At 43.9% G+C, this 22,397-nt stretch carries 21 protein-coding genes and 1 riboswitch; of the genes, 18 read left to right on the forward strand and 3 right to left on the reverse strand.

The genetic code is table 11. From position 1 onward, the window contains the following. Positions 1-22: 22 nt before the first annotated feature. Together Q7P33_RS07985 and Q7P33_RS07990 are read right to left on the reverse strand one after the other, a co-directional pair. Complete coding sequence (locus tag Q7P33_RS07985; RefSeq protein ID WP_303869104.1) at positions 23-292, reverse strand: zinc ribbon domain-containing protein; 270 nt, start codon at positions 290-292, stop codon at positions 23-25. A gap of 241 nt (positions 293-533) precedes the next feature. Next, positions 534-1,184 (reverse strand): TetR/AcrR family transcriptional regulator, encoded by a 651-nt coding sequence (locus Q7P33_RS07990; RefSeq protein ID WP_303869105.1) that lies wholly within the window; start codon positions 1,182-1,184, stop codon positions 534-536. A gap of 253 nt (positions 1,185-1,437) precedes the next feature. On the opposite strand from Q7P33_RS07990, the gene Q7P33_RS07995 reads away from it, so the two are divergent. The 4 genes from Q7P33_RS07995 to Q7P33_RS08010 all read left to right on the forward strand — a co-directional run bounded on the left by Q7P33_RS07995 (position 1,438) and on the right by Q7P33_RS08010 (position 4,210). After that, positions 1,438-1,971, forward strand: coding sequence for a flavodoxin family protein (locus tag Q7P33_RS07995; RefSeq protein ID WP_303869107.1), 534 nt, complete (start codon positions 1,438-1,440; stop codon positions 1,969-1,971). Beyond that, positions 1,968-2,663 carry a hypothetical protein gene (locus Q7P33_RS08000; protein ID WP_303869109.1) on the forward strand — a complete coding sequence of 232 codons (696 nt, stop codon included), beginning with the start codon at positions 1,968-1,970 and terminating at the stop codon, positions 2,661-2,663. The genes Q7P33_RS07995 and Q7P33_RS08000 overlap by 4 nt, the downstream gene beginning before the upstream one ends. Before the next feature lie 92 nt (positions 2,664-2,755). Next, entirely contained in the window at positions 2,756-3,793 is a 1,038-nt protein-coding gene (locus tag Q7P33_RS08005; RefSeq protein ID WP_303869110.1) for a DUF4349 domain-containing protein, read from the forward strand. A 12-nt stretch (positions 3,794-3,805) separates the two neighbouring features. After that, positions 3,806-4,210, forward strand: coding sequence for a zinc ribbon domain-containing protein (locus Q7P33_RS08010; protein ID WP_303869111.1), 405 nt, complete (start codon positions 3,806-3,808; stop codon positions 4,208-4,210). 65 nt (positions 4,211-4,275) lie between these two features. On the opposite strand, the gene Q7P33_RS08015 is transcribed toward Q7P33_RS08010, so the two are convergent. Further along, complete coding sequence (locus Q7P33_RS08015) at positions 4,276-6,345, reverse strand: carbohydrate-binding domain-containing protein (RefSeq protein ID WP_303869112.1); 2,070 nt, start codon at positions 6,343-6,345, stop codon at positions 4,276-4,278. A gap of 185 nt (positions 6,346-6,530) precedes the next feature. After that, a riboswitch (molybdenum cofactor riboswitch) is annotated at positions 6,531-6,653 on the forward strand. Positions 6,654-6,781: 128 nt separating this feature from the next. Here Q7P33_RS08015 and Q7P33_RS08020 point away from each other — a divergent pair. The 14 genes from Q7P33_RS08020 (at position 6,782) to Q7P33_RS08085 (ending at position 22,397) form a co-directional block, all read left to right on the forward strand. Next, positions 6,782-7,291: a hypothetical protein gene (locus tag Q7P33_RS08020; RefSeq protein ID WP_303869113.1), complete on the forward strand. Its 510-nt coding sequence runs from the start codon at positions 6,782-6,784 to the stop codon at positions 7,289-7,291. Between the two features lie 91 nt (positions 7,292-7,382). Then, positions 7,383-7,943, forward strand: coding sequence for a hypothetical protein (locus Q7P33_RS08025; protein WP_303869114.1), 561 nt, complete (start codon positions 7,383-7,385; stop codon positions 7,941-7,943). A gap of 34 nt (positions 7,944-7,977) precedes the next feature. Next, positions 7,978-8,739, forward strand: coding sequence for a molybdopterin-guanine dinucleotide biosynthesis protein MobB (locus Q7P33_RS08030; protein ID WP_303869115.1), 762 nt, complete (start codon positions 7,978-7,980; stop codon positions 8,737-8,739). After that, a complete protein-coding gene (locus Q7P33_RS08035) occupies positions 8,729-9,418 on the forward strand; it encodes an RIO1 family regulatory kinase/ATPase (RefSeq protein ID WP_303869117.1) in 690 nt (229 codons plus the stop codon). Before Q7P33_RS08030 ends, Q7P33_RS08035 begins: the two co-directional genes overlap by 11 nt. Beyond that, positions 9,411-10,043, forward strand: a complete 633-nt coding sequence (locus Q7P33_RS08040; protein WP_303869119.1) for an ECF transporter S component — start codon at positions 9,411-9,413, stop codon at positions 10,041-10,043. The genes Q7P33_RS08035 and Q7P33_RS08040 overlap by 8 nt, the downstream gene beginning before the upstream one ends. Positions 10,044-10,108: 65 nt before the next feature. Then, the gene (locus Q7P33_RS08045; protein WP_303869121.1) at positions 10,109-10,792 is read left to right on the forward strand and encodes an energy-coupling factor ABC transporter ATP-binding protein; all 684 of its coding nucleotides are present in this window, start codon (positions 10,109-10,111) and stop codon (positions 10,790-10,792) included. 42 nt (positions 10,793-10,834) lie between these two features. Beyond that, the gene (locus Q7P33_RS08050) at positions 10,835-11,515 is read left to right on the forward strand and encodes an energy-coupling factor ABC transporter ATP-binding protein (protein WP_303869123.1); all 681 of its coding nucleotides are present in this window, start codon (positions 10,835-10,837) and stop codon (positions 11,513-11,515) included. Next, positions 11,487-12,239 carry an energy-coupling factor transporter transmembrane protein EcfT gene (locus Q7P33_RS08055; protein ID WP_303869125.1) on the forward strand — a complete coding sequence of 251 codons (753 nt, stop codon included), beginning with the start codon at positions 11,487-11,489 and terminating at the stop codon, positions 12,237-12,239. Before Q7P33_RS08050 ends, Q7P33_RS08055 begins: the two co-directional genes overlap by 29 nt. A 76-nt stretch (positions 12,240-12,315) precedes the next feature. Further along, the gene (locus tag Q7P33_RS08060; protein ID WP_303869127.1) at positions 12,316-12,825 is read left to right on the forward strand and encodes a hypothetical protein; all 510 of its coding nucleotides are present in this window, start codon (positions 12,316-12,318) and stop codon (positions 12,823-12,825) included. Positions 12,826-12,862: 37 nt separating this feature from the next. Then, positions 12,863-14,212, forward strand: a complete 1,350-nt coding sequence (locus tag Q7P33_RS08065; protein WP_303869129.1) for an FMN-binding protein — start codon at positions 12,863-12,865, stop codon at positions 14,210-14,212. Positions 14,213-14,220: 8 nt separating this feature from the next. After that, a complete protein-coding gene (locus tag Q7P33_RS08070) occupies positions 14,221-15,675 on the forward strand; it encodes an alkaline phosphatase family protein (protein WP_303869130.1) in 1,455 nt (484 codons plus the stop codon). 279 nt (positions 15,676-15,954) lie between these two features. Continuing rightward, positions 15,955-16,977 carry a molybdopterin-binding protein gene (locus Q7P33_RS08075; RefSeq protein WP_303869131.1) on the forward strand — a complete coding sequence of 341 codons (1,023 nt, stop codon included), beginning with the start codon at positions 15,955-15,957 and terminating at the stop codon, positions 16,975-16,977. Positions 16,978-17,029: 52 nt separating this feature from the next. Beyond that, complete coding sequence (locus tag Q7P33_RS08080) at positions 17,030-19,756, forward strand: molybdopterin-dependent aldehyde oxidoreductase (RefSeq protein ID WP_303869132.1); 2,727 nt, start codon at positions 17,030-17,032, stop codon at positions 19,754-19,756. 292 nt (positions 19,757-20,048) lie between these two features. Continuing rightward, positions 20,049-22,397 carry a pyridine nucleotide-disulfide oxidoreductase/dicluster-binding protein gene (locus Q7P33_RS08085; RefSeq protein ID WP_303869133.1) on the forward strand — a complete coding sequence of 783 codons (2,349 nt, stop codon included), beginning with the start codon at positions 20,049-20,051 and terminating at the stop codon, positions 22,395-22,397.

Raw genomic sequence — 22,397 nt, forward strand, 5'->3', positions numbered from 1 at the left:
ATTGGCAATTTGTTTGGATGACTTAGTGAGTCTTCCATCTTTTTAAGGTCGGGAAAAAGTCTTCCATTTCTTTTCGCGCCTGAGCCTCATCAATTCCGGGCTTTTCTTTGAGAAGATAGGGTATACTCACTTCGATCATGCGTTCCTTGGAAATAGTCGTTGTAAATTTACCGTTTTTATAACAGTCATTACAATAGTCACGGCTTTTAGTACCATCTTTTTCAGTTCCATAGAGTTCGTTAGTTTGGCCCATGGGCTTTCCGCAGCTTTGACACAGTTTTTCATTCATCATTTTAATCTCCAGTTTTTTAAAAAAATTTTTTACAACACAACCAATAGAGAGTTTCACGCGGCGATCTGCCGAAGTTCTTATGATATCATTATACCCGCAGCTTCCGAATCAAAACAAACAGATGCCACGGTTATAGTGATTGAGAAACTCACTCTCTGCGAGATACGGTTTAAAACGAATAAAAAAGAATGTTTCACCCTGGTTTTAAGTATCAGGGTGACATTCTTTTAAATAAAAAGATTTATTTGGAAAGAAACTGAATTTGGTGGCAATCAATGGTTTTGGCAATCTGAATTCCTTTATAAAGAAGCGTGGTAACGGCATGTTGATCAATACCTAATAATCGGGGAAGGATGCCATTAAGTAAAAAAACCAGTTCATCGATGGAATCGTTAAGTGGCTTTTGAAAATAATTCAGAAAATACTCCCGGCGTCCGCCAAAATCGATGAACAGAAAATTATCGAATTCGCGTTCGCTGACGACAAGATTGTATTCATGGATATAGCCACGATAAGTATTGCGGATGAAATCACCGGCAATTCGATAGTTGGATGCTTTTTTGAGAATTTCAAAGTAAAAGCGACGATTATTTTCATTGTTGAGGATCAGATCAAAATAGATATAGCTCAATGTAGCATGATGAAGAATTGAATTTTCCAGGCCATCAATTGACAATGCACCCAGACATTGATCAATTTGCTGATAAAAATCCGAATATATTTCGTGGACAATATTATCTTTTGTTTTAAAGTAATAAGTAAAAAGACCAATGGGCGTGTCAGCTGCCGTGACGATGTCTTTAATTTTGGTGTTCTCATAACCATTTTCATAAAAGCATTTTTTTGAAATTTCATAAAGATGGTTTCTTGTCTGGATGCCTTTTTCGTACATTATTTACTCCTCGACTTTTATAGTGATGCTATTCATATCCTATCATATTTCAACTAAGATTTGAATCACAAAAATTATAATGGACATTTATTTTATGATTTTTCTTTTTAAAAAGGTGTCAAAGAATTTGGTGTTTAATACAAGGTTTCAATCGCTTCTGTTGACAAGATAAGAAATATGTAATATATTACCTTTTATAACAGGCTTTACTTTTGTTAAGTGAGGCTAGATAACAGTGAGAAAAGAGGAAAATATGATTACCATACTATCAGACAATACCAGACAGGAAGCTGGAGAAAAACTTGAGCAAAAATTGCGGGAGCGAAAAATTGAAATGGAATTGATTGACATCACGGATTTACATGTTGATCCTTGTTATAGCTGTGGTGGCTGCACCAACAAAACTTATGGACAGTGCATCCATCGGGATGATGCCGACACTATTTTGCCCAAATTGATGAGAACTGATGTGCTTGTTATGGTAACTCCGGTTAAATGGGGGAGCTATTCGTTTAAAACGAAGCGCATTTTTGATAAATGTGCGGTCATTGGCGATCGCCACTATTACAGTAAAAACGGCGAACTGGTCAAAGGAAAAATTGGTCGGGTCCATACATTAGTAGCCGTCGGTGTGAAAGAGGAATGGCTCGACGAGGAAAAAAGAGCGTTTAAAAATCTGGTTGAGGAAAATATCAGAATTATGAATATCCGGGGCCGGGTGTATCTGGCGGATGATAGTAACATCGGTGATTGCCTTGAGACGGCTGCGGAGGGGTTAAGCAAATGAAAAAAGCAGTGATTATAAATTTAAGCCCCCGAAAAGTAGGGACTAGCATGATGTTGGCCAATCGTTGCTGGGAATTCTTGTTATCCCGGGATTATCGGGTGGAAATTCTGCATTTATATCCTAACTTAAAGGATTTAAGTCCGTTGTTTGCGGCAATTAATGAGGCGGAATCAATCATTATGGTTGGCCCTTGCTACATTAATACTTATCCTGCTGATACGGTATATTTATTGGAAGAACTCGAGAAAAATCAGGATATTCTTCATGGACAATGTCTCTATGCAGTTATTCAGGGGGGGATGCCGTATGTTCATACACATGAATCGGGGCTAAAAATGATGGAACTGTTTGCCAGGGAGAATGGTCTTTGTTATAACGGTGGATTTGTAGTTGGTATGGGGGCGATGCTTAATGGTCAGCCGTTAAGCAAGCTTATAAATGGAAAAAGTACTGAAAAAAAGTTTGACCGTTTTCTGGAAAATGTGGCAAAGCAGGAAGATTCGCCAGCTACGCTCTATCACGAGGCTCAGTTAAAAATGCCTGGATTGGTTTATTGTATAATGGCAAAAATCATGAATCGAAAAATTGAAAAAGAGCGAAGGGAAAAACAGGGCGATTCAAAAAAAAGTCCCTATGACAATCATGGACTCGATTTGTACCATTCCAAAAAAGATCGGACAATTGACTGTTAAAGATAAATAAATATTTTGATGCATTTTCAATAAAAACACGGGTAAAAACGAAATAAGGATATTGGTCTAAAAATTATTTAGGAGGTGGATTCATGAATCAGAAAAAAGCGAATCAAAGTCTGGCATCTGAAAAAGAAACGTTAGCTGATTCCAGTGGAGTAATACCCAGGTTTTCAAAAGTCAGGAAAAAATGGTTTTGGGGTATAGTCGTTATTTTGTTCTGTCTGATAATGGTTGTCGCTGGAGGATGCTTTAACGGAGCAAATCAGGACAATAGTAAAGCTGGGTCTGATGAAGCCATGGTTTCTGATCAGATGACTGGTGAAACAGCCGATGCGGTGCCACTTCCGGAAGCAACCGCTAATGCCAGTACTCCTTTTGATACATCCAAAATTATCTATTCCGGAAACATCAGTCTGAATACGGAGAATTATCAAGATACCTTTGAAAAAATCAGCAGTTATGCTGTGGAACTGGGCGGATTCGTCCAGGATTCCGGATCAAATTACGGCTCTGAACAGGCTGGTGTTCAGAATAACTCAGGTTTTCTGACTATCCGGGTACCATCATCGAAATTTTCCGAAGCCATGACCATGATTCAGACCTGGGGCAGTCCCATTAGTGCCAATGTCAGCAGTACCAATATTTCGCAACAGTATGCAGATGTCCAGGCACAGCTAAACAACTTGAAAATTGAAGAGGGTCGGTTGTTGGAATATTTAAAACAGGCAACAAATATTAATGATATGCTGACCATCGAAAGCGAATTAAATCGAGTTCGAACAGAAATTGACAGCCTGACGACGACCATAAAAAACTGGGATACTGAAATGGCTTATTCAACGATATATGTTTCGTTGTATGAAAAGCGATTGTCTGCCACTGCGGTTAATTCACCATTTTCAGAAATATTCACAAAAATTGGCGAAGGTTTTGTGACTTCAATCAATTTAATTCTCTACATTGTGGCTTTTTTAATCGTTTTAATATTCAGACTGATACCTTTTGCCGCCATTGTCGGATTGGTATTCTTTATTGTCTGGAAAATCAGAAAAAAAATGAAAGATAAAAAAGCCGCACAGCCAGGTAAATCTAAAACTGAAGACAAAGAAACGGAAAGTAAAAACTAAGGAGGTAAAACCATGTTTTGTGAAAACTGTGGCAAACAGATTCCCAATGATGCGGCGTTTTGTACCCATTGTGGGGCAAAGCAGTTAGGAAAATCGGCTTCGCCCCAAAACGTCAGTAGTATTCAATCACCGCAACCGACCAGATCCAGTACACCGACATCATCACTGCAGAAAACGGAGGCAACAGATCTAATTACAATGGGTCAATATTTAATCATGTTTTTGATTATGGCGATCCCCATTGCCGGGATTGTGATGCTTTTTATTTGGGGGTTTGGCAGTGAAACGGGTCCCAACAAAAAGAATTTTGCCCGGGCGTATCTGGTGATGATGGCCATTGCAGTTGGCGCAGCGATTCTTATCAGCATTGTGATGGGAATGATTATGGCGTTTGTTGTGAGTTCCATGTATTATTAGTAGTATAGAATAAAAAAGATACCAGGAAACAGGCATCTTTTTTTAGGGATAATTAAGCAGAAAGGTTAAACGGCTGTCTCAGTTGGAGGTGTCGTCGGTGTGGCTCCCGGGTCGGGTCTGTTTCCGCCATCTGGTCGGGTACCACCGGGGCCTCCTTGGGTATTGCCGTTACTGGTAACCATGGCGGTTTGCTCGATCTCTGCGGTCTGGCTACCGGTAGTCAATGTGTAGGTTGATCCGATGCTCATCTCAGGGGTGCTGATCACCACCGACTGATAGGCTTTTTCAGGAGTAAAGGAAACCAATACCTTGCCATCGGCATCTTTTAAACTGATCTCTGTGCCGGCGGTAGCTTTTGTGGTGAGATTATAAAGAAGGGACGCTTGAGTTGAGGTGCTGGAAAAGCTCTGGGCCATCCCCGAGCTACCAGCTAACACGATGGTGCCGCCGCTGACATCGGCAGTACCATCATAGTCTAAAGCGCCGTCACCGTCGCTGGTAGGGCCGCTGACAAAGATGGTGCCGCCGGACACGTAAAGATTACCGTTGGAGTCGATGCCGTCGCCCGCAGCATTGAGTTTGATGGCACCGCCAGCAATGGCGATATAGGCATTTGTATCAGCCGCCATCATCCCACCGCCCCCACCAGGTGCTTGACCATCGGGCATCTGTGCGGTTTCGGTTGTCTCGCTCGTTGCAGTATCGGTGGTTGTTTCGCTGGCGGCGTTTAAACCGTCATCAGTGGCAGTAACGTCGATGTCGCCGCCCTCAATGACAATGGCAGTGCCTTCAATCCCTTCGGTACAATTGCTGATATTAAAGGTGCCGCCAGCAATATAGACATAACCCTTGGTGGTGTCACTGTCGTTTTTTGAGGAGAGGCCTTTGCCGTCTGAGGATGAGATATTAAAGACACCATCTTTTATTTTTAGGGCATCTTTACCGTTTAATGCAGCTTTTACCGAGGAAATATTAAAGTTTCCACTGGTTATGACCAGATCATCTTTGGAGACAATCCCATGTTTATAATTAGCAGTAATGTTCAAGGTACCGGTTCCATTTATCGCTAAATCGGCTTTGCTGAATATAACCGCATCAACGGTGTTGTCATCGATCTGGATATATTCGCTGCCATCTGTCAGGGTATTGGTGGTACCCTCGGCTAGGGTGATAAAGACCTTGTCCGCACTTTTAAGATAAATGGGGGCACTGCTGCTGTTATGGATGGTGACGCCGTTTAAGACCAGTTGAACCTTTTCGGTATCGGTGGTTTCGACTCGAATTTGGCCTTCAGTAAGATTTCCGGTTACTACATAGGTGCCTTCCGAAGTTATGGTAAGAATACCATTTTCGGCAGTAGCGCCGGCACCAGTTACCTGGATGTCAGTTCCGTTAAAAACTGCGTGGGTAGCGGCACTGTCGTCATAACTGGCGTTTTGCTCACGATTCGAGAATTCTTTATCGATGGCGATGGTTGAAGTTGGAGAGGCAATGGCCGATCCAGGGCTGGTTGGTTCATCAGTCGTGTCGTCATCACTGCTTTGGTCTTCAGAGTCGGTGTTGTTGGCATCAGATTGGATAATCTGTATTTCCAACGCTTCCAGTCGTCGGTTCAAACCGGTTGTTCCCAATTCAGCACCGTCAGAAACCCATTCAGTGTCGCCCTGATCCTGGATATGACCGCGGTACTCAACCGAATATCCGGACAAGGCATTGCCGTCATCATCCACCAGGCGAATGCGGATGGCTTCGATGCGTTGGCTTTTATCTCTGGTTCCAGCAAACTCACCGTCCGATACCCAGTCCATCCAGCCTTCATTTTGAACATGGACCTGATATTCGATGTGGGCATTTTCTGGTACGGTTCCTGTTAATTCAATCCAGAAACCCTCCAGACGCAGACCTTGACCTTCGGTGCCCAATTCGGTGGGGCCTTGAATCCAGGTGTTGTCCAAGGGGTAGTCCCCGGTATTCTGAATATGACCCCGGTACTCGACACCGATACTATTTGAAACTTCGGTTGTAGTGGTGGCACTGATAGCGGTTGTATGATCGGATCCAGCGAAAACATTGGTTGAGAAGCTCAGCGACAGGATGGTCATTGCTGAGATTATGGATAGGGTTGATTTTTTCATAATTACCTCCAAATTTATAAAGAAGCAGCCAGAGGACTTGTTACTTCATTTTATTATCATATTCCTGATAGGTGAGCGTTATGTGAAGAGATAGTGAGTGGCAACTGAAAATTTATCGGTGCCATTTGCAAATAGAAGTTGACAATTAAAGGCTAAAAAAATATAATTAAAATAATCAAATACGGAATGAAATTGCTTACTGATCTTATCTTCCTAAAACGTAAACATGTCATGGAGGTTAAGACGTTAGGGTTCTGCCGGAAACGACAGGGCCTCCCACATTGGAAAAGTAAGAAGAATTATGTTTGCATGGAATTTTTTGTGGGTTTAGCTTTGCTGAACCTGCTTTTTTTTGCAAAATTTGAAATTTTTATTGTTCCTTTGTGATTTTTGGTTTGCGCAGCCTTCCGTTAAAAAGAAAGCTCAGGAGGAAAAAATGAAAAAGAAGTTGTTAACACTGGCATTGGTGATGGTCTTGGGGGTTGGTCTGCTTGGTTGCAGTACGCCAGCAGCAAATTCAGGCAAAGAAGAAAACGCTTCCAAAACGGAAACGACAACCCAGAGTCAGGAGGCGGTTGCGCAATTCAGTATCACCCTGGAAGGGGTTAATGGAAAAACCCAGCTGACTCAGGCAGATCTGGCAGCGTTACCGCTGGTAGAAAAAACCATTAAAATGACTAAAAAAGATGGATCAGAAACGGGTGGTGTTTTTCAAGGTTATGCTTTAAAGGATGTCGCTAAACAATTGGGTATCACAGACTTCACCAGCATCACAATGGAAGCATCAGACGGCTATTCCAAGGCCTATGACAAAGCGTCAGTTGAGGCAGAAGATTCGCTACTGACAGTATCATTAGACGGTGAAGAGCTGGTTAGCGTAGTTGCCGGCAGTTTAGGTTCCAGTGCCTGGGTTCAGAACATCAGTAAAATGACTGTTGTCAAATAATAAAGACTTAAGTGGGCAGAGACATCTTTGCCTGCTTTATTTTAGTTTGGGAATAAATCGGTAAATTTAGCAGTTAAGGAGAGCTATGAAGATGAGCAGACAAGAACTCGGAGAAGATCGCGTTGTCAATCGCAAGAAAAGTCTCAAACGATGGATTCTGCCACTGGTAATTCTATTCTTAACCCTTTCGTCTGTGCTTCTGGTCATGATCAATAAAACGCAGACTGAAGAACGGTTGGCGGCGCTGGGCCGGGAAACGGTTAAAATTATCGTCAATGATGAAACTGTAGCTCAGTTTGATCTGGATGCGGTTAAAGCACTGCCAAAGGTTTTCACGGATGAAGGTTTAAATACCAGCAAAGGTAAAGTGGAGATTGTCTTTGGTGGGGTATTGTTAAAAGATGTATTAAAGACCATCGGTTTTGATTACCAGCAATATGAAAAAGTAACCTATAAAGCGATTGACGGATATGCCTCCCCTGGGACAATTGCAGAATTGGATGGCGATGGGGTTTATCTTGTCTATGAACGCAATGGCGTCGAAAACACCGATAAGACCCAGGGTGGAACAGGTCCGATGGAAATTGTCATAACAGGTGAGACCTTTAGTTTGCGAAATTGCAAATATCTAAGTGAAATTTATTTTGAGTAAAAAGACTGTTATCATATGAAGATGAGGTGTTGTGATGAAGGTAATGTCGGTACGGGGATTGACCCATTCGGGAAAAACAACAGTCATTGAAACCATTATCAGTGGTTTGCGAAGAAGAGGGTACTCGGTGGGATCGGTTAAGGAAATTCATTATGAAGCTTTTGCTATGGATCAACCAGGAACAAACACAGATCGCCATAAACACGCGGGGGCACAGCTGGTAACGGCGTTGGGAATGGCAGAAACAGATATTCTTTACCAGGAAAAACTGCCACTTCGAAAGCTGCTGGCTCACTATGATCATGATTATGTGATACTGGAGGGTGTTGATGATCCGGCCATTCCCAAAATTGTCACCGGACACGATTATGAGGGTCTTGAAGAACGGCTGGATAACACGGTGTTCGCATTTTCCGGAGTTATTGCAGACAAGTGCAGTAATTATCGGGGAAAAGCAGTGGTTCACTGCTTGCAGGAACCGGATCGTCTGGTTGATCTGGTTCAGCAATACGCGTTTGATCTATTGCCCGGTTTTTCAGAAAAATGCTGTGGTTTATGTGGCACTGATTGTGCTGGTTTTTGCCGGCAGATTGTCGCCAACGAGGTAAAAAGAACGGATTGTCCCCTCAAGGATGACGGGGTGACGCTGAGGATCAATGAGCAAAAGGTCGTGATGGTCCCCTTTGTTCAAAAACTGATTCAAAATGTGGTGCTCAGTGTCGTTTCGGAATTGGAAGGATATGAAAAAGGTGCTGATATAAAAATACACCTTGGCAGACCCGAAGATGATGAGTGAAACCATTCAAAAATACTATCATACCGGCAACTATCAGGTTCTCAGACAATTCAAAAGTAAAAAAAACCGGGTTCAACTGATCGAAATATCAGCGGATCAGCAGGTGATCCGGCTGATCGAAAAAACATTTACAGAAGCAGCAGCACTAAAAAAAGAATTGGCAATGTTAAACCTGCTTCATGAAATGGCGTTTACCGTCCCCGAATGTTTGGGGCAGTTTGACCGAGTCCTATTATACGAATATCTTGGCGGAATGACGCTTTGTGAAAAACTGGAAATAGCAGAAGTCAGTGAATCGGACTTATTTTCAGGCCCCGTCAACCGGAACAGTGAGATCACTGCGTTGTTCAAAAAAACCATTGACTGGCTGAATCGGTTGCATCAAAAAACAGGTCTGACTTTTTATGATATCAATCTCAGAAATTTCATCGTTAGAGATAATCTCATTTATGCCATTGATTATGAAGATTTCAGTAAGCTTAAGCCGGCGGTTGATTATGGCCGACTGCTGGCCTTTATCCTGACCTATAAACCGGCCTTTACCGAGTGGAAAAAAGCTTTGACCCGGGAATTGGAAGACTACCTCGATACCGAGATCAAGGAGGATATGGATGAAGTTCGTCAGGAAAAAGAAAGAGAGCTTGCGCGTATAAGTGAAAGGAGGGCTAAGCTTGTTTGAAAAGAAGTTTGAAAAACTAACCCTTTTCGACCTGGTCACGATTGCCATGATGGCGGCTTTGGGGATTGCGGTAAAGGTTGTTTTGGTACCGTTGGTACATATTATCACCGGCCCATTTTTTATCCCGGGGGGATCCATTTCCGGGGGCATCTATATGCTATTTATCGTTTTGGGGGCGTTGTTGGTAAAAAAAACCGGAGCGGCCGTTCTGGTTTGTCTGGTTCAGGCGATTTTGGTCACCGTCACCGGTACCATGGGTTCCCATGGCATCATGAGTATGCTTACCTATTTAATGCCGGGTATCGGCGTGGAAGTCCTTTATTTTATCATTGGAAAATATAAATACACCAAAGGGGGCTGCTTTAGTGCCGGGGTGGTTGCCAATGTACTGGGGAGCTTTGGCGTTAATTTTGTCTTCTTCCGCTTGCCGTTGATTCCGCTGCTTCTGACTTTGAGTTTGTCGGCTTTATCGGGTGGGTTGGGAGGACTGCTGGCTTACGCTATTGCCAATCAGGTCAACCGCTTGGGGTCTTTTAGAGAGCCGGAACTGATGGAAGAGATCGACATCAGCTGCAGTGGTGATCCCGGATTAATCGATCCAGCTAAAAAGACAAACCATGAATAAGCCACAAGTACGAAAGAAGTCCGTTGCTATTCAAAAAATAATCAGCGGAAAAACTGGAGGCCGAAATGAATCCCATAGAAGTGCGCAATCTCTATTTTCGTTATCCTGGTAGTGAGGTCAATATTCTCCATGGACTGGATCTGAGCCTGAAAAAAAATGAAATTCTGGCTGTCGCTGGTCATTCTGGCTGTGGCAAAAGCACGCTGTGTCATATCTTAGCTGGAATCATTCCCAAAACCATCCGGGGCAGAGTACAGGGCGAGGTAGCTGTGTTTGGTGAATCTATTTTTAAAATGAAAACGCCCAGATTAGCCGAAACGGTGGGAATTGTCTTTCAGGAACCGGATAATCAACTGTTTTCTCCAACCATTGAGGCGGAGGTTGCCTTTGGCCCCGAAAATCTTTGTATCAAACGGGAGATTATCGGAGAACGGATTGCAGCGATGCTAAAAATGGTGGGAATGGAGGATTACCGGTTTGATTCGCCTAATCATCTTTCCGGTGGTCAAAAGCAACTGATTGCCCTGGCTTCAGTCCTTAGTATGGAACCACAGGTACTGCTGTTTGATGAAGCATTGTCACAGATCGACAACAGGGGCCGGGAGCTGATCAAAGCGGTCATGGGGCGCTTAAGAGATGCGGGAAAATCGATCATTATGGTGGAACATGACTTTGAAAATATGGATATCGCCGATCGGATCCTGGTGCTGAAGCATGGTCGTCTAATTCCCTATGATGGCAGTTTGTAGCGGCTTTTTAGTATCAGAAGGCAAGAAATAAAGCGAGAAACAATGAATGGAGCCAGTATGGAGAGCTATATTAAACTCACGGGAATATCCTATGGCTATCCCCGCAGCAGATTTGCCTTAAGGGATATCAATCTGTCATTGAACCGGGGCGAAATTGTCGGCATCGCCGGTGAAAATGGATCAGGAAAAACCACCCTGGGAAAAATTATCATGGGTATTCTGATGCCTGATTCGGGAAATATTGTAATCGACGGCGTCGACGGAAAGAACTTGAAGCTATGTGAGCGTGGATCTAAGATTGGTTATGCCTTTCAAAACCCGGACCGTCAGCTTTTTGCGGCGAATGTTCAGGATGAAATCATCTTTCCGCTGGAAATTAAGGGTATGGATAAAACGACAGCATTAGTAAGGGCCGCAGCGCTGCTGGAACGGTTTGAGCTGAGCCATCTCAAAGAACGGGTGCCGATGCGACTGAGTCGGGGCGAAAAACAACGCCTGGTGCTGGCGGCAACCCTGGCGCAGGAGCCCGGGTTCCTAATTCTGGATGAACCTGCTACGGGACTGGATCGGGACCGCAAAAAAGCGCTGTACCAGTTGATGGAAGAACTGGCAAGGGAAGGTATTGGTTTGGCCGTAATTTCCCATGATCTTCAATTTATCAAGGATCATACCAATCGTATTATCAGATTAAAAGATGGAAAGGTTGTGGATGATGGCTGCTAAGATCGATCCACGAACAAAAATAGTGCTGGTCCTTAGTCTGACCTCGATGGTGCTGGTGGTCGAGAATCTAGCTTTTGTTGTGGGGATCGGTATCATTTCAATTGTCTGCGCACTGCTGATGGGGGTAGAATTATTGGCGCTGGTCAGACGGTATCGGCGGATTCTGATCTTGCTTTTGACCCTCTCGATTGTCCAGAGTGTTTTCACACCTGGTACAAAAGTGCTTTTTGAAGTGTTTGGAATCCCGCTGCTGACCGAAAAAGGGCTTGAAATGGGGATTAAAACATTTGTCCGGATGCTGGTCATTCTGACTTCCGGGGTTATTATGTCGACCTCAAACTATCGAGAGACCATCCAGGGTCTGATCCAGTGGAAGGTGCCCTACAAAATCGCCTTTATGACGGCGTTATCGTTGCGGTTTATTCCCATCTTCACCGAAGAATTTCAGGATTCCATGGTGGCACTGCAGTTAAAGGGGATTGATTTCAGAAAAATCCCCTTTGGTAAGAAAACTCAAATCTACGTCTATCTGATTACCCCAATTATTCTGTCCTCATTGAAACACGCCGAAGAAATCGCCATCACCATGGAAAGCAGAGCCTTCGGTGCCTATCAAAACCGGGTGGAATACCTGGTGCTCAGGCTAAAAGGTTATGATTATGCGGTGATGATTACAGCAGTTTTTCTAAGTATCGGCTATGTGTGGGTGGCTATGATGGTCTAGAGAAGCATTAAAACAATGCAGCAAATTTATCAGTTGATTTATAAAAAAAAACAAATAAAAACAAAAGGAGAGAGTAATGAAAAAGAGTATCAGCCTGTTTTTGGCGATAATGATGGCAATGCTTCTGGTGGTGGGATGCAGTGGCGGCGGTGAGAAATCTTCCGACACTACTCCGAAGTTTTCGGGAACGGCCCAGGTAAGGGTTTTTACCGCCGTTGGGCAGGAATGGATCATTGATCAGAAAATCATGACCACCGCCCCGTTGGTGGCGTTTGAAACGACTCAGGGAAAAAGCGGCGAAGAACCAACAACCAATGAACATTCGGGGATACTCCTCAAAGATATTCTCGCAGCAGTCGGTGTCGATTTAAGCACGGTTAATCAGATCACTTGTACTTCCCAGGATGGTTTTTCAAAGGCCTACAGTAAAGCTGATCTGGAAGATCCTGAAAAACTTTTTCTGACCTTTGCAATGGATGGTGAAAATTTGACCTATGAGAATCAGGATTGTTTTTTTATCGTGGCCAAGAATGAAAACTTTAAGCAAAACTGGACAAAATTTCTGAAGGAAATCGAGATTTCCTGATTGACAGATTTAAGCGACAAGAGAAAGCGAGGGAAAGATGAAAAAAATTTATATAGGGGTTCTAACCGGCCTGATGATGGTGATGTTAGCCGGCTGTGCTGGTGGCGTCAGCTATGAAGCAGGCAGCTATGTAGGGTCGGCACAAGGAAAAAATGGTCCAATCAAGGTGGAGGTGACCTTTTCGGAAAATAAAATAGAATCGGTACAAGTGGTTTCTCACAAGGATGATCTGGATTACGCAACCAAAGCGGTCGAAGGGATGCCGGAAAGTATCATCGCAAAACAACGTCTGGACGTTGATGCGGTTTCTGGGGCGACCCTGACCAGCCGGGGCATTGTTGGTGCGGTGGCGCAATGCGTAACAGATGCTGGAGCTGACCCCGAAAAGCTGGGCTTCACATCGGTGGCAAAGAAAACCGACAGTCAGGAAGTAGTGATTACCGGTCTGGCCGATGAAAAGATCATCACCGGCGATGAAATCAAGGCCATGACGCCAGTGACATTCGATGCGATTTCGATCGATGCCAGTGGAACACAGACGCCAACCTCTGGAAAAGGGGTCAAGCTGGAAGATATTCTGGCGCAGTATGGGGAATCGCAAAAAAATTATGATGCCATTGTATTAAATGCCACTGATGGATACGCCATCGAAATCCCTCGGGATGTTTTGGCGATTCGGGATGTGATCATTGCCTATGAGGTTAACGGAGCGGCCTGTGATTTGCGGACTGTTGTGCCGGAGGAACGGGCGATGTATTGGGTGAAATTCCTTAATAAAATCGAGATTAAGGGTGCTGTGACCCAGGTTGAAACTGAAAATCTGGCGATGCTGGAAACGGCAGTTTTGAGCTGCACACCAGAAACCTACAAGTATTATGATGCCATTGACCAGGCGGTTCCAACCAGTCAGCTATTGGAAAAAGTCGGTGCTGTAAAAACAGATACAGTGGATGTGGCTGGAATGGATGGCTGGGCTAGAACCGAAAATTATGATCTATATAAAAACCAGTATATTAAAATTACCGGCGAAAATGCGCCAATGTTTATTGGTCCGGATCTTCCGGAAGGGATGCGGATGAAAGATATGCTCTATAATAAGCTGGGAAAAGATCTGATTTTGAGTGTTTCAAAAGCACAGGAAAAATATGGCACCACCACCCTGAATGGAAAATCCGGGGTAGCCATCGACAAAATATTCCAGGAACTGAAAATCAGGGAAGTGGCCAAATACAAGCTGACGGGTGCCGAAGGGTATGAAACAGAAATGACCTTGGAAGAACTTAAAAAGGGAATTCTAACGTTATCTGATGGTGGTGTTGATGGTGTTTTTGAAGGGTCAGATGCAGTTTCGGTGAAAGGTTTACTCTTCATTAAAGCGGTTGTGTAGGTGAAAAGATGACCGGCTATATAAAAAAAATCCGGATAATGCTCCCCTTGATTCTGCTCATTTTCATTCTTTCCGGATGTGATTATCAGGGCTTAGGCGGTGAGTATCCCGAAAGCTTTACAATCAGCGGTGATGTCGAGACACCATTGACCATCAATACCATGATGGGTTATCCCATCAAGCGAGTTACTAAAGATGAAAAAAATTATACTACAATTGCCTTGGAAAAGGTGATTGCCTCGGCCCAACCCCGGTCAACCAGTTATGATCTACTGTTAATTGGGGCAGATGGATTGTCTTCCAAAATAAACGGAAATGATCTCAGTGATTGTCATCTGAGTTATTCAAATCGCTATGATTGGGAATTGATTAATACCCTTCATCCTATCTCCAGCCAGATCAAAAATCTGAGAACTATCATCGTGATTTCGACCGACCTGGATGAAGATAAGAAGGCCATTGGAATTGATGACAAAAAGGGATACCGGAGCACTACGGCCGGCAATTTGTACCTGAATGGCTTCACTGAAAAGCGAATTTTTGAAGGACGGTCTGAAATTAATGAAAAAACGGTCACCGTCTATACCACCCACAAGCAGGTTTTGCCAGAAGATCTGCTCGAATTTCAAACAGAAATCGCAGTGTTTGGACGAGATGGCAGCGTCAAATTTGATAAGGTGAGTGATAAAAGTTTTTTTGAAATCAGTGAGACCGGGATCAACTACACAACCTCGGATCTGACAACCATCACAGATGTTGCTGGAGTTCTCAGTGATCCACCTCGGTTTTCAATTACCGATGTGGCCCCGGATGCCATCCATCAACTGGAAAAAGGAAGTGATGTGATGGTCATTGAGTTGGATGGTTTGGGTTGGACAATGCTGAAAATGGCAGGTGAACAGGGGAAAGCTCCTTATTTGTCCAGTTTGCCTACACAGCCAGCTTTATCTGTTTACCCTCCGATTTCTCCGGCGGGACTGGCAGCCATGATCACCGGAACACTTCCCTGCAGCAATGGGATTAACAACCGGGAAGTTATGGATTTTAACGGTACGGATATTTTTGAAAAAGCCCAGGCACTCAATAAAACGGCAGCTTACATCGAAGGTGATGCCAAAATGCTCAATACCTCGATCGAACCGGTTCTTTCAATCAATCAGGGTGACCAGGACAGCAATGTTTTTGAGAACACAAAAAAATCAATCAGCGCAAAAAAACAACTGATCTTTACCCATTTTCATAGCATTGATGATGATGCTACCACCTATGGTCCGTATTCCCCGAAGGCAATGGAACAGATTGGTCAGGTGGATAAAATGGTACAACAACTTGTAAGTGGATTTAATGGAACGGTCATCATTACAGCCGACCACGGACTCCATCCTGCCGGATCAAGTGGGAATCATGGAAAGATTTGCTATGAAGATATGATGGTTCCATACATAATTACTAAGAATAGTTGAATGTAAAAGTATTAAAAATAAGCACTTCATCCGAATGGATTAAGAATTGAAACGCATTGTTCGAAAAAAGTCTGTCGAAAAGTTCAAAAAATGATCAAACAGTCAAAAATTGAACACTTTAAAATTATTGAGTGTTCAAATTAAAAGCGCTTTGATAATTCGATCTTAAAAAAAGCCTACTTTAAGGGCTTTTTTTATTTGGCACGTTTATTGCTTTATAATAACCATCATAAGTAACACAGTGAAAATGATACAGATCAAGCTAATGGAGGAAACAATATGAAGGTAGTACCTGTTCGTGAATCAGTGGGTATGTTCCTGGCACATGATATGACCCAGATTATCCCTGGCGAGTTTAAAGGAGCAGCATTTAAGAAGGGGCATATTGTACAGGAAGAGGACATTCCCCGATTGTTGAACATGGGAAAAGAACACATTGCTATTATCGAATTCAATGATGGCACTATCCACGAAGATGATGCGGCATTGCGATTAGGGAAAGCGGCAGCTGGAATTGGCGTTGAATTTGTCGGTGCATCCGAAGGAAAAGTGACGATGACTGCTACGCAATCGGGACTACTAAAAATTAATGTGGAAACATTACAGGAGATCAACGAATTGGGTGAAATGATGATGGCCACTCTGCATACCGATACCATGGTAACCAAAGGAACTCTGGTCGGATCGACTCGAATCATCCCGCTTTCCATCGAAAATGAGAAGTTGGTCAAGATGGAAGAATTGTGTGCAAAAAGCAGGCCGATTGTCGAAGTATTGCCACTTAAAAAATTCAAAGTTGGGGTTGTTACCACTGGCAATGAGATTTTTTATGGTCGGATCGAAGACAAGTTTGGTGATGTGATCAGAGAAAAATTTGCCGAACTTGATTCTGAGGTATTTAAGCAGGTTTTTTCCCGGGATGACTCGGACATGATTGCCCAAAGTATTCTCGGATTAATTGCCGAAGGAGCCGATATTGTTACGGTAACCGGCGGCATGTCGGTGGATCCTGATGACGTTACCCCGGATGGGATCAGAAAAACCGGAGCCGAATTTGTCTCCTATGGAGCCCCGACCTTACCGGGTGCGATGTTCTTGCTTTCATATCTGGGCGACATTCCAGTCCTGGGATTACCCGGATGTATTATGTACAGCCACCGAACGGTTTTTGATTTGGTGGTACCAAAGTTGATGGTAGGCGAAAGATTAACCCCCAAAGACATATCAAAATTAGGGCATGGCGGATTATGCTCCACATGTACGGACTGTCATTATCCCAATTGCGGATTTGGTAAGGGCTGATTTTTAGCATCCATATATAGGTTCAGTTTTTTAAATTTAAGGAGGATTTCACGTGGAAAAAAAGACATTGTTCATTAACGGGATTCAAAGGACGGTTATTGTTGATCCGGAAACAACCCTGGCCAATTTAATCAGAAAACAGCAGGGCTTAACTGGAACCAAGGTAGGCTGCGGTAAAGCAGAGTGTGGCGCCTGTTCTGTTATTTTAAATGGCAAGGTGGTGCGATCCTGTGTAACCAAAATGAAACGGGTTGACGATGAGTCGGAAATCATCACCATTGAAGGCGTTGGCACTCATGATAACCTGCATCCGTTGCAATTGGCATGGATGGTCAATGGGGCTGCCCAATGTGGTTTCTGCTCTCCAGGTTTTATCGTGTCAGCCAAAGCATTGTTGGAAGAAAACGCCAGCCCTACGCGAGAAGAAGTCAGAGCCTGGTTCCAGAAACATCGAAATGTTTGTCGTTGTACTGGCTATATCCCCATCATTAATGCGGTAATGGATGCCGCTAAATTGATGCGTGGTGAAATTACCAAAGAAGATTTATGGTTCCAATTAAAAGAAGGCGCTTCCATTATGGGGTCAACCATGGCGCGTCCATCAGCACTGGCAAAAGTGACCGGTACCTGGGACTTTGGCGCTGATCTAGGCTTGAAACTACCTGAAAATACCCTGCACATTAAGCTGGTTCAAGCTCAAGTTTCTCATGCTAATCTGATTTCGGTTGATACATCTGAAGCCGAAAAAATGGAAGGTGTCTTTAAAGTTATTACCGCTAAAGATGTGCCTGGTACCAACCGAATCAACGGTCTGGCCTTCCCGCAGAATTTAGGAGACGGTCTGGAACGACCAATCTTAAATGACAAAAAAATCTTCCAGTATGGCGATGCCATTGCCATGGTATTGGCAGATACCCCCGAGCAGGCCGAAGCAGCAGCAGCAAAAGTAGTGGTCGAAATTGAAGAATTGCTGCCCTATATGAGTGCGCCGGCAGCTATGGCGGATGATGCTATCGAAATTCACCCGGGTACTCCAAACATCTACTTTACTACCAATATTGTCAAGGGGGATGAAACAGCACCACTCATGGAAAAACTGCCAAATGTCATTGAAGATGACTTCTATGTTGGCCGTCAACCCCATTTACCACTCGAGCCAGACGTCGGATTTGCCTACTTTGATGAAGAAGATAACCTGATGGTTCATTCCAAGAGTATCGCTCTCCACTTCCACCAGTTAATGACCGCTGAAGCCATTGGCGTTGATCCAACAAAATACTTCATCGTTCAGAACCCAACTGGGGGAACATTTGGTTATAAATTCAGCCCCACCATTGAAGGTTTATTGGGGGTTGCGGCAATGGTTACCAAACGACCGGTATACCTGGAATTCAACATGTACCAACAGATCACCTACACCGGGAAACGTTCACCTTTCTTTATGAATGTAAAAATGGGAGCCGACGAAAATGGTATCTTAAAAGCAATGGAAACCGACTGGTCTTGTGATCATGGTCCATACTGTGAATTCGGCGATCTGGTAACCACCCGTGGTTCTCAGTTTATCGGCGCTGGTTACAATATCCCCAACATCCGCGGTGAAGGCCGAACCGTTGCCACTAACCATGCCTGGGGTTCCGCGTTCAGAGGCTACGGCTCACCACAGAGTTTATTTGCTTCGGAAACTCTGATTGATATGCTGGCATATCAAATGGGTGAAGATCCACTGGAACTCCGTTATAAAAATGTCTACCGAGAAGGCGACACCACCCCACAAGGATGCCCACCAGATGTTATTGCTTTACCACAGGCAATTGACACCATCCGACCAATTTATCAGGCTGCCAAAGCCAAGGCAGAAGCCTTAAATGCTGAAGGCGGAGCAGTCAAACATGGGGTAGGTATCTCACTAAATATCTACGGTTGTGGTCTTGATGGTCCTGATTCATCCGAAATGTGGATTGAATTAACCAAAGATGGCGTGATTGTAGGGGATTCATGGGAAGACCATGGTCAGGGTGCTGACATGGGAACATTAACCTTTGCCCATGAAACACTGCGACCTTTAGGTATTAAACCCGAACAAATCAAACTGGTGATGAATAACATGAAACTGACACCAAACAGTGGACCAGCTGGCGGTAGCCGTTCCAACGTTATGACTGGAAACGCCATTAAAGTCGGTTGTGAAAATCTGCTGGCAGCAATGAAAAAAGCCGATGGCACTTATAGAACCTATGATGAAATGGTTGCCGAAGGCCTGCCATTGCGCTATGAAGGCGTTTGGACAGCCCCTTGTACGGCGCCATCAGTGGAAACCAGCCAGGGAAATCCATTCCCAGTTTATATGTATGGTGTTCTCTTATCTGAAGTATCGGTTGATACCACCACTGGAAAAACCCATGTCGACAAATTGACTCTGGTATCTGACTGCGGAACCATTACTAATAAAACCGTTCTTGAAGGACAGTTATGGGGCGGTTTAACTCAGGGGATTGGTCTGGCCTTAAGCGAAGACTTCGAAGATCTGAAAAAACACACCACTTTAACTGGATGTGGAATTCCACAAGTGAAGGATGTTCCCGATGAAATCGTCTTGATTCATCAGGAAACACCACGGCCATTAGGACCATATGGAGCAGCTGGATCAGGCGAAATGCCATTATCGGCACCCCATGCTTCAATTGCAAATGCGATCTTCAATGCCTGCGGCGTACGAATCAAACATCTACCAGCGTATCCAGAAAAAGTTCTTGAAGGTTTAGAAGCCTTAAAATAAGCAAATCAAGTCTGATTACCCAAGGAATTGAAAGCTTCTAAGCTTTCAATTCCTATTTTAAATTGACAGGTAGTGATAAGGGGTAACAAACTCTGGTGTTTGTTTCTATGATATAATTGTTTAAGACTATTGGCAGAGCAATAACGAATGGACAGTACGTTTTGGGTCATATTTCAAATTATTGTAAAAAGAGAGTAATTATTTTATAGAAACAAACATCAGAACAAATACTGGTTGTGGTGTAGTTGTTTGGTTATTGTTTGTATTAATGATGAGAGTTAGGAGAGTAACGATGAATTTAGATAAATTATTGGAAACCGGGGATCGGTGTATTCATAAAGAGCCCCCTACCTGTACCGCCCAGTGTCCGGTTCATCTGGAAATTATCGATTTTCTAGCGGAAGTGGAAAAAAGTAATTTCCAGAATGCCTACAAGCTGATGGAAAAGAAGATGCCGTTTCACAAAATCATTGGGCGGATCTGTGATCATCCCTGTGAAGCGGTCTGCGAACGGAATAAGGCTGGCGGTTCGATCCGGATATCAGAACTGGAAAAAGCAGTGCTGGAATATGGCACCTACAAACCGAAGAAAGTCTGGCCGTTACCAAAGAATAAAGGCAAGGTTGCCATCATCGGTGGCGGCTTAAGTGGTCTGACGGCGGCGGTTGATCTTGATAAAAAGGGTTATACCATTACGATCTATGAAAAAAGTGACCGTTTAGGAGGACGACTGTGGGATTTTGTTGACAAAGGACTGACCGAAGCGTTGCTACAGGAAGAAATAAAAACCGTTAAAGATAAAAAAATGGCCATTCAACTGGAAAAACCGATTGATGAGGTTCGTTTGGAAGCGCTGCTGACTGAATATGATGCTGTCTATCTGGGCACGGCGACTTGGGAATCGCCACTTAAATGGAATTCGAGCACTTTTCAGGTGGAAGCATCAACCTTGTTTGTTGGTGGCCAGCTGGTCACAAAAACAGAGTCGATTATCGCTTCAGCCAGCTCGGGAAGACGGGCGGCTATTTCGATTGAACGCTACCTGTCAAAGGTCTCACTGACTGATTCCCGGGAACGTGAAGGGGTGTTTGATACGCCGCTCCACTTTGAGATCAGCAAGCATGTGGCATTACCTCCAATTGAGAAATCCGGGGAGATTTATAATCCGGAAGAAGCAAGTGCCGAGGCAGCCCGCTGTGTCAAGTGTCAGTGCCGCAAATGTATTGAAGGCTGTGTCCATCTGCGAAATTTCGAAATGTCCCCGGATGCGTATGTCCGACAGATCAACCACAGTGAACGAATTATTTTAGGAACCCATTACGCCAATAAAATGATTAATTCCTGCGCCGAATGCGGTCTTTGTAAGGAAGAATGCTTTTTGGATATCAGCATGAACGACATTATTCACGAGACCCGTGAAAGTATGGTTGAACGGGGTAAGATGCCGGCCTCCGCTCATGACTTCGCATTAAAAGACATGGCCTTTTCCAACAGCTCCCGATTTTCACTGGTGCGCAAACAGCCCAGTAAAGAGGAATCCAAAGATCTGTTCTATTATCCGCTGATTTCTTTTTCTGATTATGTCAAAGGATTATATAAAGGTACCGGCAAAACTGAATATCTTTTTTATCCTGGTTGTCAGCTACCGGCGTCTTATCCCGATGACATCAAAAGTATCTATGAGTACCTTGTTGGCCATATCAAAGGAGATGTGGGAATCTATCTTGGCTGCTGCGGTGCACCGGCTGATTGGGCTGGGCAACAGGCCTTAATGAACGAGAATGTTGAAGCGATTAAAAAAGTATGGGAAGAAATGGAACGCCCTACCTTTATTCTGGCTTGCTCCAGCTGTATCCGGATTTTTAAGAAATACCTGCCGGAGATTGCCATTGCGTCACTCTGGGATATTTATGTCGAAAAGGGTCTGCCCAATAAGGATCACATAAAAACACCCCAGACACTCAGTATTCATGATGCCTGTGGAACCCGGGAAAACAGTGACCTCCATGAGAGTGTCCGAAAAATTGTTGCCAAACTCGGTTATGGTATTGAGGAACTGGAATATACGAAAGATCGAACAAAATGCTGCGGTTACGGTGGACTGGTTTATTATGCCAACCGGGATCAGTCCAACGCTTTTGTGAATGAACGTATCGGCGAGAGCGAGAATGATCTGCTGGTTTATTGTGCGATGTGTAAGGATTTGTTTGTGTCTGGGGGCAAACGCACCTACCATTTGCTGGATCTGCTTTATCCCAAAGATGATGGTGAAGCGGCTACCCGCAAGATGCCAACCCTGTCAGAACGCCATCACAACCGAAGTCGGGTTAAGCAAATTTTATTAAAAGAAATCTGGCGAGAGGAACCCGAGGAAACCATGAGAGAAGATCAATTTAAACTGATTATCCCCGATGATGTTAAGCAGAAAATCGAAGACCGGTATATACTGATGGAGGACATTCAAGCGGTGCTGCAAAATGCCGAAGAAAATAACGAACGCTTCTGCAATCCCGAAACTGGAGAATATCTGGCTAGACTGCGGCGTGATAACGTCACCTTTTGGGTGAAATACGAAAAAGAAGAAAATGCCTTTATTTTAAAAAGCGTCTACAGTCATCGCATGGAAATAGTGGAGGAATAA

Source organism: Acetobacterium wieringae (assembly GCF_026646375.1).
GTDB lineage: Bacteria > Bacillota > Clostridia > Eubacteriales > Eubacteriaceae > Acetobacterium > Acetobacterium wieringae_A.

Bases quoted from the DNA above. Each gene is read 5' to 3' on its own strand.
- Q7P33_RS07995 (WP_303869107.1), top strand. From the start codon at position 1,438: ATGATTACCATACTATCAGACAATACCAGACAGGAAGCTGGAGAAAAA.
- Q7P33_RS08030 (WP_303869115.1), top strand. From the start codon at position 7,978: ATGAAGGTAATGTCGGTACGGGGATTGACCCATTCGGGAAAAACAACA.
- Q7P33_RS08075 (WP_303869131.1), top strand. From the start codon at position 15,955: ATGAAGGTAGTACCTGTTCGTGAATCAGTGGGTATGTTCCTGGCACAT.
- Q7P33_RS08045 (WP_303869121.1), top strand. From the start codon at position 10,109: ATGAATCCCATAGAAGTGCGCAATCTCTATTTTCGTTATCCTGGTAGT.
- Q7P33_RS07985 (WP_303869104.1), bottom strand. From the start codon at position 292: ATGATGAATGAAAAACTGTGTCAAAGCTGCGGAAAGCCCATGGGCCAA.
- Q7P33_RS08035 (WP_303869117.1), top strand. From the start codon at position 8,729: ATGATGAGTGAAACCATTCAAAAATACTATCATACCGGCAACTATCAG.
- Q7P33_RS08070 (WP_303869130.1), top strand. From the start codon at position 14,221: ATGACCGGCTATATAAAAAAAATCCGGATAATGCTCCCCTTGATTCTG.
- Q7P33_RS08015 (WP_303869112.1), bottom strand. From the start codon at position 6,345: ATGAAAAAATCAACCCTATCCATAATCTCAGCAATGACCATCCTGTCG.
- Q7P33_RS08085 (WP_303869133.1), top strand. From the start codon at position 20,049: ATGAATTTAGATAAATTATTGGAAACCGGGGATCGGTGTATTCATAAA.
- Q7P33_RS08055 (WP_303869125.1), top strand. From the start codon at position 11,487: ATGGAAAGGTTGTGGATGATGGCTGCTAAGATCGATCCACGAACAAAA.
- Q7P33_RS08020 (WP_303869113.1), top strand. From the start codon at position 6,782: ATGAAAAAGAAGTTGTTAACACTGGCATTGGTGATGGTCTTGGGGGTT.
- Q7P33_RS08060 (WP_303869127.1), top strand. From the start codon at position 12,316: ATGAAAAAGAGTATCAGCCTGTTTTTGGCGATAATGATGGCAATGCTT.
- Q7P33_RS08000 (WP_303869109.1), top strand. From the start codon at position 1,968: ATGAAAAAAGCAGTGATTATAAATTTAAGCCCCCGAAAAGTAGGGACT.
- Q7P33_RS08010 (WP_303869111.1), top strand. From the start codon at position 3,806: ATGTTTTGTGAAAACTGTGGCAAACAGATTCCCAATGATGCGGCGTTT.
- Q7P33_RS08005 (WP_303869110.1), top strand. From the start codon at position 2,756: ATGAATCAGAAAAAAGCGAATCAAAGTCTGGCATCTGAAAAAGAAACG.
- Q7P33_RS08025 (WP_303869114.1), top strand. From the start codon at position 7,383: ATGAGCAGACAAGAACTCGGAGAAGATCGCGTTGTCAATCGCAAGAAA.
- Q7P33_RS08065 (WP_303869129.1), top strand. From the start codon at position 12,863: ATGAAAAAAATTTATATAGGGGTTCTAACCGGCCTGATGATGGTGATG.
- Q7P33_RS07990 (WP_303869105.1), bottom strand. From the start codon at position 1,184: ATGTACGAAAAAGGCATCCAGACAAGAAACCATCTTTATGAAATTTCA.
- Q7P33_RS08050 (WP_303869123.1), top strand. From the start codon at position 10,835: ATGAATGGAGCCAGTATGGAGAGCTATATTAAACTCACGGGAATATCC.